Raw genomic sequence first — 14,038 nt, forward strand, 5'->3', positions numbered from 1 at the left:
AGTCACCTACTTTACTCTTCCGTCTACATAGTAAGATTCTTTTGAGTTTTTAACTACATCTGACATATCCTCGCCTAGTTCGCGGGCTAAGATTTCCATTAGATGTGGAAGGCAAAATCCTCCTTGGCACCTACCAGCACTTGCTCTTACACGTCTTTTAATGCCATCTACAGTCCTTGCACCTAGAGGCCTATTTATTGCATCTACTATTTCACCTTCTGTTACAGATTCACACCTGCAGATGATTTTGCCGTATAGTTTGTTTTTCTTAATTAGCTCTGAGTGTTCTTCAAGGCTCATCTCACATGTCTTTGGTATTGGTTTTCTATCATAGGTAAAGTCTTTATTTTCTACAAATCCATATTTATCTCCTACAAGATCTGCCATGTATTTGCCTATGGCTGGAGATGAAGTTAGGCCTGGAGATTCTATACCCACGCAGTCAAAGAAGCCTTCTTCACTTTCCCCAATTATAAAGTCACCGCCTATTTCGTGAGCCCTATTTCCTGAGAAGGATGTGATTACCATTCTTACTGGTACATCCTTTACTGTGTGATTTGATTTTTCTATAACTTCCTCAAGTCTTTCTCTCGTTGACCTTCTGTCGTTTTTATCATCTACAAAGTCTGATGTAGGTCCTACAAGGGTGTTGTTATCAATTGTTGGTGTAACAAGGATTCCCTTGCCTTTTTCTGTTGGAAGGTTAAACATTACATGTTTTACAAAACCTGATGTTTCCTTATCTAGAAGAAGATATTCACCTCGTCTGGCCTTGATCTCGTATTTTGTATCAGAAATTTGGTTATGTAGGTCATCTGCATAGAGGCCTGCACAGTTTATCACTGCCTTTGTTTCAAAATCACCCTTGTCGGTGTGTAGAATCCAGTAGTCTTGGGCTTTCTCGATTTTTTCTACCTTTGTGTTGAATTTATAATCTACCCCATTTATATTTGATACTTCTGCATAGGCTATGTTCATTAAAAATGGATCTAGGATGCCTGCTTCTGAGCAATATAGAGAAGCTACTACATCTTCGGTTATGTTTTTTTCTAGGGCTAGGGTTTCTTCTCTATTTAGGATTTTCATGCCTTTTACACCATTTTCTAGACCTTGTTGGTAGAGGGCTTCTAGCTTGTCTAAGTCCTTTTCATCGTGGCATAAAACTAGACTTCCAATTTTTTTATATGGGAAGACAAAAAGCTTGCTTTCTTCATCCATCATTTGATTTCCTAAAATATTGAATTTTGCCTTTAGGCTGCCTGGTTCTGCATCATAGCCGCCATGGCAGATGCCTGAATTGGCCTTAGTTGTTTCTGTACATACATCTTCGTTTTTTTCTAGTAATAAAAATTTACCTTTTTTCTTTGATAGGTGGGCTGCTACTGACGCTCCAACAACTCCACCACCTATAATTATTACATCAAACATCTTTGCTCCTTAAAAATCCTATAAAAAAAAGCAAGCAAAAGTAGCTATACTTTTACTCGCTTATCTCTGCTTTATTAACTTACTTAGATTATATCACAATTTTGATTTTCAATCAAATTTATTCTTCATAGTGCTTGGCCCAGTCAAATGACCTGCCGATGGCTCTTTGCCAATTTCTATCCTTCTTATCTCTTTCTTCCTTGGAGATTTGTGGTTGAAATTCCTTATCAACAAGTCTAAACTCTCTGATTTCATCCTTATCCTTATAGAACCCTGTAGCAAGACCTGCTAGGTAAGATGCTCCTAGGGCTGTTGTTTCAAGTGTTTTTGGTCTTTCTACCTTTGATTGGATCATGTCTGCTTGAAATTGCATAAGGAAATTATTAGCACTTGCACCACCATCTACCTTTAGTTCGTGGAGGGCATGGCCTGCATCTCTTTGCATAGCCTCTAATACATCATTTGTAAGATAGGCAAGAGATTCTAGGGTCGCCCTTACTATGTGGTATTTATTAGTGCCACGACTTAGGCCAATTATTGTGCCCCTTGCATATGGATCCCAATATGGAGCGCCAAGTCCTGTAAAGGCTGGCACTACATAGCAACCATTTGTATCATCAACTTTTGTGGCCATGTATTCTGTATCATCAGCAGCATCAACTATCCTTAGTTGGTCTCTTAGCCACTGGATAGCAGAGCCTGCAACAAAGATTGACCCTTCAAGGGCATAGTCTACCTTGCCTTCTTCAAGGCCCCAGGCAATTGTTGTTACAAGGCCGTTGTCTGATTTTACAGCTTCATCTCCAGTATTCATTAGTAGGAAAGCACCTGTACCATAGGTATTTTTAGCATCTCCTTTTTCAAAGCATGTTTGCCCAAATAGGGCTGCTTGCTGGTCACCTGCTATACCTGCTATCTTGATTTCGCCATCAAAGTAGCCTGGGAAGGTTGTACCATATACATAAGAAGATGGTTTGACTTCTGGGAGCATGCATTTTGGAATATTAAGCATAGATAGAAGTTCATCATCCCATTCTAAGGTGTGGATATTAAATATCATTGTCCTTGAAGCGTTTGAATAATCTGTAACGTGGACCTTGCCACGGGTTAGGTTATAAACTAACCAAGTATCAACTGTACCAAAGAGTAATTCACCATTTTCAGCTCTTTCTTGTCCATTTTCTATATGATCAAGAATCCATCTAATTTTTGTCGCAGAAAAGTATGGGTCTACAACAAGGCCTGTTTTTTCTTGAATCATACCCCTGTAGCCATCTTCAACCAGCTTATCTGCCATGTCTGCGGTTCTTCTGCATTGCCAAACGATTGCATTATAAACAGGTTTTCCAGTGTCCTTTTCCCAAACTATGGTTGTTTCTCTTTGGTTTGTAATTCCAATGGCCTCAATATCTTTCGCCTCAATTCCAAGTTTTGCCATAGCCTCAGTGCATACACCTATTTGAGTGGACCATATTTCTGTAGCATCGTGCTCTACCCAGCCTGGATGTGGGAAAAATTGTGTAAATTCTTTTTGGGCGACAGACATTATCTCGCCCTTTTTATTAAAAATTATCGCCCTATTGCTTGTTGTTCCGGCATCTAATGCCATAATATATTTTGTCATAACCAATCCTTACATTTTCCAAATTTTAGTATTTGATGATGATACTCCAATAGCCCCTGCCTTTAAGGCTGCCATAGCATCTTCCTTATCTCTGATGAGCCCTCCACCAATAAGTGGCACCTGGCTCCAGCCTGTAATTTCTTCGATGATTTTAGGCATTATACCTGGCAAAATTTCTAGAAGATCAGCAGAGGTGTTTTTGATTGTATCCTTGACACTTTCATAAGATAAGCTATCCAAGAGAAAAAATCTTAAGACAGACTTAAGGCCAATCTTCCTAGCTTCATAGGCATTCTGTGCCCTTGTTGTAATTATCCCGTCAGCTTCTGTGTATTTTTTGATAAAACTAGGTGAATAACGAGATGATGACAATCCTTCTATTAGGCCTTCGTGAACATAGACTATCTTATTCTTAGACTTTAATTTCTTGACTATGGTAGGAAGACTTTCTATATTGCCATATAATACAAAAACTAATTTATTATCTGAATACTCTTCCTTAAGACTCTCTCTTAAGTCTTTACCATCCTTGATAGCCATTATTATTGGATTTTCATATAATTCTTCTCTTATATCTAGCATATCTCTCCTCAAAACACACAAAACGAGCCTAATCTTAATCAAGCTCGTTTCTCTCATCTATTATAACATATTAATATATTATCACATTTACTAATTTTTTGCAAGTGTTTTCATAAAATTATCTTAGCTAAGAAAAAAGCTCTAACTCTGATTCAGTTAGGTCTCTATAGTCACCCTCATCTAAATATGGGTCAAGCTTTAAATCTCCTATAGCTATTCTTTTTAAGCTGGTAACTTCATTTCCTAAATTTGAAAAAAGCCTCTTAACAAGGTGAAACTTACCTTCTGTAACCTTAACAAGGGCCTTGTTTGGCTCTAGTATTTCAAGATCGGCAGGCCTTGCTGTATAATCGTCTTCTTTTATATAGACTCCATTTTTAAATTCCTCAATGAAGCTTTTATCAATTGGATCTCTTGTGATGGCCTCATAGGTCTTTGTTATATTTGAATTTGGACTTGTTATCTTATGAATGAGTTTACCATCTGTCGATAGAATTAAAAGGCCAGTTGTATCCTTATCTAGCCTACCTGCTATTGATAAGTCATAATCTAGGTAAAAATCATCCAAAAGGTCAATTACAGTCTCTTCCTCATCTTTTGTAGCTGATAAAACGCCTGCTGGCTTATTCATCATTAGATGGATGTTTTCTATATATTCCACGAAATGGCCCATATAATAGACTTCATCTACATAAGGGTCTACCTTTGTTGATGAATCCTTCACAGTCTCCCCATTTATAACTAGGGCTCCTTTTTTTGCATTTCTTTTTATATTTTTCCTGGTATCAAGGCCGGTATTGCCTATCATCTTGTCGACTCTCATTTTCTCCCCTTTTCTAGGATATTTGCCATGGCCTGACTTAGACTATCATATGATTTGTAAAAATCCTCAAGATAGTCCCTACCCTGATCTGTTATATAGTAATATTTTCTCTTAGGACCTATGTCTGATTTCCTGTAGGTGCCTAGGATTAGGCCTTTTTTGATAAGCCTAGTCAATATTGGGTAGACAGTTCCTTCTGTCATATTGTAAAAACCATTTAGCTTGAGTTCTTCGATTATTTCATAGCCGTAGGTTTCCTTATTTTTGATTATGTGCAGGATTATCCCATCGATCAATCCCTTTAACATTTGCGAATCTATCATTTTATCACCTAGCTATATTGTATTACATAGTAGACTTTTATCAATCTCTTTTGCAAAAATACTTCATCTGGCAGAATTTGCACTTGTTCTTATCTTCGGTCCTTCTTAGGGTGAGGTTTTCATCGATTAATTTTGCAATCTTGTCAATCTCATTTATATCAAAATTTGTTGGGTCTACTTCTATGAGCCTATCTTCTTCTATAAAATAAAGATACATCTTGTTCACATCCTTGCCTGTGGCCTTGACTAGGTGTCTGTAGGTCATGAGCTGATTTTTGTAGGCTTCGATAAAATCTTCCTTATAGGATCCTGTTTTTATATCCAAAATTGACCCGTCTTTTAGGCCTATATCCACCTTTCCCTGGAGAATGTAGAAGTTTCTATCTAGCTTATAATTTGCTTCTACAGCATCTATTTCAAAGTCTCTTTTAGAAAAATTCTCCAAAGGCTCCTTATATTTTGGATTTTCCTTAAGAAAGGCTTCTAATTTTTCCTTATCTTCTGGCCTTAAGGCCATATATTCGGCAAGCTTATGGGTATTGGTACCAAAGGAGAGGGCTTCTGTCTTTAGGGCTTTAAAATCAAATTTTCTGATAAATCTGTAGGATAAAGGACAAGACTTGTAGACTTCTATGTCTGTTGTATAGGCTAGGGTCTTCTTTTCCTTCTCTTCTTCGCTTCGTTTGAAGTCTATTGTTTTTAAAATAGAACTTGGAGGATAGACCCTAGCAAAATTTGTTAGCCTTACATCCTTATTGTTATCAAGTAAAACCAAGAGATTTTTGGCCCTAGTAAAGCCTGTATAGTATTTCCTATAAAAATCTTTTACGAAAGTAAAGTCCTTTGGATCTCTCTTTGCTAGGAAATCATTGGTATTTGCCCTTGGCTTGTCAAAAAGACCAGATATAAAGACTGTATCAAACTCAAGACCCTTGGCCTGGTGGATGGTCATGAAATTTACCGCATCCTTGTGACTTTCGAGGTCTTTTAATTCTTCAATGGCCTTTGATGAGTATAGGTGAAAGATATAAGCTTCTACAAATTCCTGGTAATAATCTTCACCCCTATCACTTCCATAAATCTCATCAAAATCCCTTGCAGCTCCTATGAAGGCAGAAATATTTGTAATCTCCCTTAAGGCTTCCATTTCCTTTTCATCTTTAGCAAGAAAGGCCCTAAAATAATCAAGACCTAGAGCTTGGTAGAGAAGATTTGTGACAGGTATATCAGCTCCCTTTTTAGAATCAATAAAATCCATGATTTCTTTGTTTTGGGCTAGAGACAAATCGTTATTAAGGTCAAAAAGATAATTCATATAGACAATTTTTGCCTTAGCATCCCTGCCATAAGCATTGGCCGGGTCTTCATAATATGGACTAATACCTACTAGCTTCATTAGAATAAAGACAAGGGCCCTTATCTCGCTTCTTTCAAAATATTTAGCAGATTTCTTATTTAATACCCTTAGGCCATTTGCTTCAAAAAAAGCTTGGAGATTGTTTACATAATCATTTCCCAAGGATGGGAATAAGAAGGCGATTTGGCCAAGATTTATATAGGTGGATAAAATTTTTACCACCTTTAATAAATTGCCATATTCATAGGCCCTGGCCCTAACTATTGTATTTGGATTAGATTCCTTAGCCTTGGCTCTGAGATTTTTATCTATTATATCCTTAGCACCCAAGCTTTTAAGCCAAGTACTCGCCCCATCTAGTATATGCTGGTTGGACCTGTAATTTATATCAAGCCTATAAATATTTGCCCTATAGCCCTTGGCCTTATAGAAATTGTCGCTAAAATTGGTTAAGTTTTTTGGATCTGCCCCTCTAAAGGCATATAGAGACTGGTCATCGTCTCCAAAGACCATGATTTCCTTATCCCTGACTAGCTTAAAGGCAATCTCCTGCTGGATGTGGTTGGTGTCTTGATATTCATCGACTATGACAAAGTCAATGTCAGACCTGATTTCTTCTCCCCTTACTGGGTCATCTAAGAGCCTATAAAAATCCCTTAAAATCATCTGGAAGTTGACTAGGTTTCTGTCTGTTAATATTTTTTCATGAGTGAGGAAAATTTTGCCAGCAAAGGCCTCTTTTGGGTCCTCGCTTGCTAGTAATTTTAGGGGGTCGTAGAGCTTGTTTGTTATTTCTTCGTAGATATTTTTTATGGCAAAGACGTCGTTGTAGTCTATAAAAATATCATAGTCTGGGATTTTTTTGTAAAGGTCCAGATTTTTTTCGATTATATAGGTCTCCATCACCGTATCTATGATGGTCTTATCAAGGAAATTCTCATCAAGGACTGGGTATTTTTCCATAAAATCAAGAGCCAAGGAGTGGAAATTTCCTATCATCATATCCTTAAGCTCGGCTCTTATTCCTTCGTTTTTAAATTCTGAAATTATCCTTGTAGAAAGCTCCTTGGCAGCCTTTTTGGTGAAGGTAGTAATTAGAATTCTATTTGCCTGATAGCCCTCGTTTTTTATAAGGCTTACGACTTTTTTGACTATGGTAAAGGTTTTACCAGTGCCAGGGCCAGCGATTACTGCAGCAGGAGTTCTTGCCTTATTTATAATTATATCTTGCTTTTCATTAATCATAACATTAACTCATAGGCTATTCTTGGCTTTTTCTTACCTTCTTCATCAATTAAAATTTTCCCAATTTTTTTAAAGCCATATTTATTTAACAAAGACCTCATCCTAAAATTATCATGGTGGGTATCTATCCTTAGGCTATCAAGATTTAAATAAATTCCATACTTTAGTATCTCCATCATAAATCTTGAACCAAGTCCCTTTTCCCTAGATTCAATATCCACTGCAAAGGTATGAATGGTAATGTAATTTTCCCCATTAAAATCCTGGTCAAGGTCTTTATAAGGTGATTCCTTATCATCAGAAAGGTATGCATAGGCCTTAACCTCCCCCTTATCTTCGTAGACATAAGACTTGCCTTTAATAATTTGATTACAAAGAAAATCCCTATCCATAGACCCAATCTGCCATTGGTCTATACCATCTTCCTTTAGGGCTTTTTTAGCATTTTCTATTATGTATTCAATTTTGTTTATATCTTTAATTTCTGCTCTTCTCATAGAAATATTATACCATAAAAGCTTCTTATCGTTGTTATAATCTTATCAAAGTGATATAATTATAAGAGATAAGCAAAATATGAAAGGATAGTAAATGTACGATTATTTAATTATAGGAAATGGTATAGCTGGTCTATCAGCTGCAGAAGAAATTAGAAAACACGAAGATACAGCGACTATACTCATAGTATCTGATGAAAAGGGTCATACCTATTGGAGAACTAGACTATCAGAGCTAATTGCCAAGGACTTTAACGATGATGAAATCCTTGTCAAGAAAGACCCTTGGTATAATGACAGACACATTGAGGAAAGATTTAACACAAAGGTTGTAAAAATAGATAAGGACAAGAAGCTTGCCTACCTTGAAGATGGAGAAGAGATAGAATATGGCAAGGTCCTAATTGCAACAGGAGCTCATGCCTTTATCCCACCTATCAAAAACGCTGACAGCCAAGGTGTTTTTGCAATAAGAAGCTCAGAAGACCTAGTAGAATTTAAAAATTATGTTAAGGATAAGAAAAAATTAGTTATAATCGGCGGTGGAATCCTAGGACTAGAAGCTGCTGATTCAGCTCACAAGCTTGGCCTTGATATCCTTGTAATTGAAGCCTTTGATTACCTACTAGCTAGACAGCTTGACAGAGACCTTTCAGGCAAATTAGAAAAGGCCCTAAATGAGATGGGAATTGAAACCCTAACAGGCAAAAATACCAAGGAAATCCTAATCGAAGATGGCCACGTTGTTGGAGTAAAGCTATCAGATGATTCAGAAATCAAAGCTGATGCCATCATGATCCAAGCAGGTGTAAGATCTAATATAGAAATCGCCCAAAACTCAGATCTAGCCACAGACAGGGGCATCCTAGTAGGAGAAGACCTAAAGGTAGAAGGCTATGACATCTACGCTGCAGGAGATGTGGCTCAAATAGATAATTTCACAATCGGACTTTGGACAGCCAGCATGGAAATGGGCAAGATTGCCGGTGCCAACATGACTGGAGAACATAGAACTTATGAAAAACCAAAACCATTCTCAACCCTCATGATTGACGACATCAAGCTATTTTCTGCAGGCATGAATTCTGGCGAAGGTATCGAAGAAGAAAAAATCGAAAAAGACGGTAAAATTTACAAACTCTTTAAAAATGGAGATAAGTTTGTAGGCGGTATCCTTTGGGGAGATATAAAATATCAAATGGATGTCAAAGCTATAGTCTTTGAAGGAAAAAATCCAGCTGAAACAAAGCTAGGCACAGAAATATTTGGTCTTTAATTTAAAAAATCCAAGATGATCATAAGGATCGTCTTGGATTTTTTATCTGCTAAATTTATTGATTTGTTAAGTTTAATTTTCTTAAAAGAGTCATAAAGGCTGATAGTACAACTGCTACAACAGATGCTAGAACCATGCCTGATAGGTTTATTGACCCGAACTTAATTGATAGGCCTGAAAGACCAGCTATAAATATTACTGATGTTAGGACTAGGTTTATAGATTTTGAATAATCGATCCTTTGATCTACCAAAAGCCTGATGCCGCTTGTACCGATCATTCCGTAAAGTAGGAAGGTTACCCCGCCGATGACATTGCCTGGAATGGTTGAGATGAAGGCTGCAAGTGGTCCAAAGAAGGCCATAAGGATTGAAACCACAGCAGCTCCTCCTATAACTTGGACTGAATAAACTCCAGTAATAGCCATAACCCCGATGTTTTCACCATAAGTTGTAGTTGGTACACCACCTACAAGACCTGAAATGGCTGTAGAGAAGTTATCTGCAAAGATTGACCTGTGTAGGCCAGGATCTTTTAGAAGGTCCTTGCCGACAATATTTGAAGTAACGACTTGGTGGGAAATGTGCTCGCTTGTTATGACAAGTATTACCGGTAGCATAGCAAGGATTGATTCTACTGAAAACTTAGCCAAGTGGAAGTTTGGCATAGTAAATAGCTTAGCTTCAAGAACTGGTGTAAAGTCAACCATATCAAAAAATACTGCTGAAATATAACCTACAATTATGGCAATTAGGATAGGAATTGTTGAGAAAAATCCCTTAAAGGCTACAGAACCAATAATAGCTGTAAGTAAGGTTATAGCAAAGACTATAAAGTCCTTAGAGCTAGCTGTATCTGTCATAAGGTTAGCACCAATGGCACCTCCTGTGACGGTATTGCCTGCAAGCTCAAAACCAATTAGGGCTACAACAGCACCCATGGCAGCAGGTGGCAATACTACATCAATCCATTTTATGCCAAACTTATAGATAATATAGGCCATGATACAACCCAAAATTCCGACTACAACAAAGGCACCTTGCGCATATTCAAATCCTTGTTTTGCAATAATAGCTGTACCTGGTGCTAAAAATGCAAATGAGGAACCCAAATAAGCAGGTGCCTTGCCTTTAGTAATAAGTATAAATAATAATGTACCAATACCATTCATAAGAAGAACGATTCCTGGGTTAATTTGAAATAAAATAGGAACTAAAACAGATGCCCCAAACATTGCAAAAGTGTGTTGCAAAGATAGCGGCAATAGTAATTTAGCTGGAACCTTGTCATCAATATGATAGATTTTCTTTTCTTTAGACATAAATACCTCCATAAATTTTTCGAGATCTAGGACCCCAAACTTCCTATATAATACCCAAAGAAAGATACTTTGTCAATGAAGATAGAGAAAAGTTTTGCAAATAATTTTATAAGAAATCAAACTTGGGAAAGTAAGGCTGTGAGCCTAACTATAGATTTATTTTAGAGAAAAATATGATATAATATATATGTTATAATTACCCAATCTGATAGCAGAAAGGGGGTGTTTGCAATGGATTTCCTAATATCCCTTTTGATTTCCGTTATGGCAAATGTAAGTGGTTACTATATTTGCAAATGGTTAGACGGAAAATACAATGATAACTAGCCAAAAAAAGGACGAGCTGCAACTCGTCCTTTTTTTCGTTCGCAATGGAACTAATATCCCTTTGGTTAATATTATTATACCCAAAACACCATTTTTTTCAATATCTCTTATAATTCTGGGTTCATTAAATAATTTATTCTAATTCCTCACCATTAAAGGCATCTATAAAGTCATCCTTGGCTCTGTTGGCTTTTTCTTTAGCTCTGTCTACACCGCCTTTGACATTTTCAATACCTTCTTTGACTTCTTTTTTATTTTTCTTTAGTAGGTAGGCGCCTGCCCCTATTAGGAAGGCTCCCTTTGCTATTCTTGAAATAATATTTGGTTTATCTTTGTAGTTGCTTTCTTTAAACATTTTAGATCCTCTTTTCTTTTTATCATCTTTTAAAGCGTCGGTAATCTTATCTGCCGCCGCTATGGCTGCGAGTTTTTTAAATAATCCCATAAGATACTTCCTTTCTAAGATAATACTTATCTTAAGTATTTTATACCCACTTTTTCCTAATCTCTAACAAGTGGCATAGACATACATCTTGGACCACCCCTACCGACTGTAAGGGTTGAAGAATCTAGCCTTATAACCTCTATATCATTTAATTCTAGCATCCTATTTGTGACATTATTTCTCTTATAGACTATAACCTTGCCTGGGGCAATAGCTAGGGTGTTTGACCCATCTGTCCACTGTTCACGAAGGGCTGCAATTGGGTCTCCTCCCCCACATGACAAGAGATTAATCTTATCAAGGCCAAGGGCATCTTTTAGTAGGTCATCTAGGCTCTTATCCATCTGCTCGCTTACAAGATCTCCATTTTTTGATGTAAAGCTTACTGCATGGAAGCTAGAAATAATTCCTGGATGGTAGGTAAAGGTATCAAAATCTATCTGGGTAAAGACCGTATCAAGGTGCATGTAGGCCCTCTCATTTGGAATATTTACAGCAAGAACTTGCTTAACTTCGTTATTTTCATCAAAAATTAGATTTCTAGCAAGCTTTTCTATAGCGTCGATTTCAGTTCTCTGGCTAATACCAACCATGACTAGATTTTCGTTGATATTTAGTATATCGCCACCCTCTATGTGCTTATCTTCATGTCTGCCATAATAGTCTTTGATATCCTTATATTCTGGGTGGTATTTGAAGATATAATCAGCATAGATAGTCTCACGAGACCTGGTTACAGAATACATGGCATTTATTGAAACACCATTTGCTATTGATGAAAAAGGGTCTCTGGTGAAGTATAAGTTTGGCATAGGATTTATAGCTGTGTATCTTTCGTGGCTTACAACCCTATCTCTAAGATGGTTAAAGGCATCAATTTCTGCAAGGCTAATGCCAGCCATAGTTTTTTCTACAAACTCTTTATTATCCTTAATACTTTCTAAAAGATTCTTAGATTCCTTGAAAATATCAGCATTGACAAGACCTGCCTCATCTAAATATTCTTTTAAAAACTTCTCCCTAAGGCCATCATTTGCACTAAGAGTTTCAGCCATAAGGTCTTCAAGATAAACAACTTCCACCATATTATCCCTAAAAATCTTCGCAAATTCATCATGCTCTTCCTGGGCCTTTTCTAGATCAGGAATATCATCAAATAAAAGCTCATCTAGTAGGTTAGGGGTAAGATTTAAAAGCTCATCTCCAGGTCTGTGTAGCATAACCTTCTTAAGGGTCTTGATTTCATTATTTACATTAATTCTTGCCATATCTCCTCCAAAATATTTTTTAAAAAAGGGACTATTGTAGACAAAACTACAAAAGTCCCTATTATCAACCGGTATAAGCCGATATCTTTAATTTTCTACCTATATTATAGCACGATTTTTCATTTTCGGCTAATATTGTTATATTTTTAGCAATCACTTTCTAAAAAAAGACCAGCTGGTCGCTGGTCCTTATTTTCTTATTGGAAATCTGCTTCGAATTGACCTTTGAATGCTTCCATTTCTGCTTTTACGTCAGCATCTGGGTTTGATAGGATTTCTTCTAATTTTGTTGCTATATCGTTGTAGGCTTGTTGGCTGCCTGATACAAGTGGTCTTGAGAATAATTTCTCACTTGCTGGTGCTAGGATTGGAGCTATTTTTGACTCTGAATTTTTGTATTCATCGCTTTCTACAGCGCTCTTTCTAGCTGGCATGTAGCCTGTTGCTAGACCAAATTTAATTTGTTCTTCTTTGCTTGCTAGGTATTTTATAAATTTGAAGGCTGCATCTTTTTCTTCATCACTTGCACCTTCAAACATATATACGTTTGTACCTTGTTGAACAGCTTTATCAGCTGGATATGGCATTACATCGTAGGTGAATTTATCTTCTACACCTTCTTTTACATATACTTCACCAGCATTTGATCCAATATAGCCTGCTAGTTGTTCATTGGCAAATGGACCTGATAGGTATTGGTCTGTTCCTGCTATTCTGAAGTAGCCTTCTTTGATACCATCTAGGTAATAATTAACCGCTTCGATTGACTCAGGACTTGTTACATCTAAGTCTGGACCAAAGTCTATGCCTTTGTTTTTAAGGTAGGTTACGTAGAAGTTTGATAGAGAGTCCCAACCGAAAGCTGGAATGCCTTTTTCTTCTTTGATTTTCTTTGCTACTTCTTTTAGCTCTTCAAAGTTTGTTGGGTTTTCTAGTTTTAGTTCATCAAATAGGTCTTTGTTGTACCAAAGAACTTCTGTTGATTTGTTAAATGGTAGGCCGATGATTTTGCCATCTTGTTCGATTTCGTTTCTTACGCCTTCAAAGATGTCATCATAATCTTCAATTCCGCCTTCGGCTTTTACCCTATCTGTTAGGTCAGCTACCATGCCTGCATCGCTAAATTGTAGCATCCAGTCAGGATAAGCTTGAGTTATAGTTGGAAGGTCTTTAGGTGATTGCATTGTTGCAACTAGGATTTGGTTAAGATCACCATATCCACCTTGGTGTTGAAGTGTTACTTTTATATCTGGGTTTTCTTTTTCAAAGTCAGCTACGATTGCTTCTAGAGCTTCGCCTTGTCCGCCACCCATTGCATGCCAGAATTTGATTTCTGTCTGGCCTTCTTTGGCAGGTTCTGCCTTTTCTTCTTTAGAATCTTCCGCTTTTTTAGATTCTTCTACCTTAGTCTCTTCTTTAGGAGCTTCGTTTGATGTAGATCCACATGCTGAAAATACTCCTAGACTTAAGACTAGCGCTGCTAATAATGATAATTTCTTTTTCATTTTTACCCCTTATTTCT

At 37.0% G+C, this 14,038-nt stretch carries 12 protein-coding genes; 1 reads left to right on the forward strand and 11 read right to left on the reverse strand.

Annotation, left to right across the window (positions count from 1 at the left end; genetic code table 11):
- Positions 1-6: 6 nt before the first annotated feature.
- The 7 genes from NH288_RS05165 to NH288_RS05195 form a co-directional block, all read right to left on the reverse strand.
- On the reverse strand, positions 7-1,428 hold the full coding sequence (locus NH288_RS05165) for an NAD(P)/FAD-dependent oxidoreductase (RefSeq protein WP_265213642.1): 1,422 nt from the start codon (positions 1,426-1,428) through the stop codon (positions 7-9).
- A gap of 118 nt (positions 1,429-1,546) precedes the next feature.
- Positions 1,547-3,052 carry a glycerol kinase GlpK gene (glpK, locus tag NH288_RS05170; protein ID WP_265213643.1) on the reverse strand — a complete coding sequence of 502 codons (1,506 nt, stop codon included), beginning with the start codon at positions 3,050-3,052 and terminating at the stop codon, positions 1,547-1,549.
- A 9-nt stretch (positions 3,053-3,061) separates the two neighbouring features.
- Entirely contained in the window at positions 3,062-3,634 is a 573-nt protein-coding gene (locus NH288_RS05175) for a glycerol-3-phosphate responsive antiterminator (RefSeq protein WP_265213645.1), read from the reverse strand.
- 127 nt (positions 3,635-3,761) lie between these two features.
- Positions 3,762-4,457 carry a pseudouridine synthase gene (locus NH288_RS05180; RefSeq protein ID WP_265213647.1) on the reverse strand — a complete coding sequence of 232 codons (696 nt, stop codon included), beginning with the start codon at positions 4,455-4,457 and terminating at the stop codon, positions 3,762-3,764.
- Positions 4,454-4,780 carry a PadR family transcriptional regulator gene (locus NH288_RS05185; protein ID WP_199792168.1) on the reverse strand — a complete coding sequence of 109 codons (327 nt, stop codon included), beginning with the start codon at positions 4,778-4,780 and terminating at the stop codon, positions 4,454-4,456. Before NH288_RS05185 ends, NH288_RS05180 begins: the two co-directional genes overlap by 4 nt.
- 40 nt (positions 4,781-4,820) lie before the next feature.
- On the reverse strand, positions 4,821-7,382 hold the full coding sequence (locus NH288_RS05190) for an ATP-dependent DNA helicase (protein ID WP_265213649.1): 2,562 nt from the start codon (positions 7,380-7,382) through the stop codon (positions 4,821-4,823).
- The gene (locus NH288_RS05195) at positions 7,379-7,879 is read right to left on the reverse strand and encodes a GNAT family N-acetyltransferase (RefSeq protein ID WP_106460960.1); all 501 of its coding nucleotides are present in this window, start codon (positions 7,877-7,879) and stop codon (positions 7,379-7,381) included. Before NH288_RS05195 ends, NH288_RS05190 begins: the two co-directional genes overlap by 4 nt.
- A gap of 94 nt (positions 7,880-7,973) precedes the next feature.
- On the opposite strand from NH288_RS05195, the gene NH288_RS05200 reads away from it, so the two are divergent.
- The gene (locus NH288_RS05200) at positions 7,974-9,155 is read left to right on the forward strand and encodes an NAD(P)/FAD-dependent oxidoreductase (RefSeq protein WP_265213651.1); all 1,182 of its coding nucleotides are present in this window, start codon (positions 7,974-7,976) and stop codon (positions 9,153-9,155) included.
- A 55-nt stretch (positions 9,156-9,210) separates the two neighbouring features.
- Here NH288_RS05200 and uraA read toward each other — a convergent pair whose 3' ends face one another.
- The 4 genes from uraA to NH288_RS05220 all read right to left on the reverse strand — a co-directional run bounded on the left by uraA (position 9,211) and on the right by NH288_RS05220 (position 14,021).
- A complete protein-coding gene (gene uraA / locus NH288_RS05205; RefSeq protein WP_265213653.1) occupies positions 9,211-10,476 on the reverse strand; it encodes a uracil permease in 1,266 nt (421 codons plus the stop codon).
- 460 nt (positions 10,477-10,936) lie between these two features.
- The gene (locus NH288_RS05210; RefSeq protein WP_265213654.1) at positions 10,937-11,248 is read right to left on the reverse strand and encodes a hypothetical protein; all 312 of its coding nucleotides are present in this window, start codon (positions 11,246-11,248) and stop codon (positions 10,937-10,939) included.
- A gap of 56 nt (positions 11,249-11,304) precedes the next feature.
- Positions 11,305-12,516: an arginine deiminase gene (locus tag NH288_RS05215; protein WP_265213655.1), complete on the reverse strand. Its 1,212-nt coding sequence runs from the start codon at positions 12,514-12,516 to the stop codon at positions 11,305-11,307.
- A 197-nt stretch (positions 12,517-12,713) separates the two neighbouring features.
- Positions 12,714-14,021, reverse strand: coding sequence for an ABC transporter substrate-binding protein (locus tag NH288_RS05220; protein WP_265213657.1), 1,308 nt, complete (start codon positions 14,019-14,021; stop codon positions 12,714-12,716).
- Positions 14,022-14,038: the final 17 nt, after the last annotated feature.

The sequence above is a fragment of the Anaerococcus sp. NML200537 genome, assembly GCF_026131715.1.
GTDB classification, from domain to species: Bacteria; Bacillota; Clostridia; order Tissierellales; family Peptoniphilaceae; genus Anaerococcus; species Anaerococcus kampingae.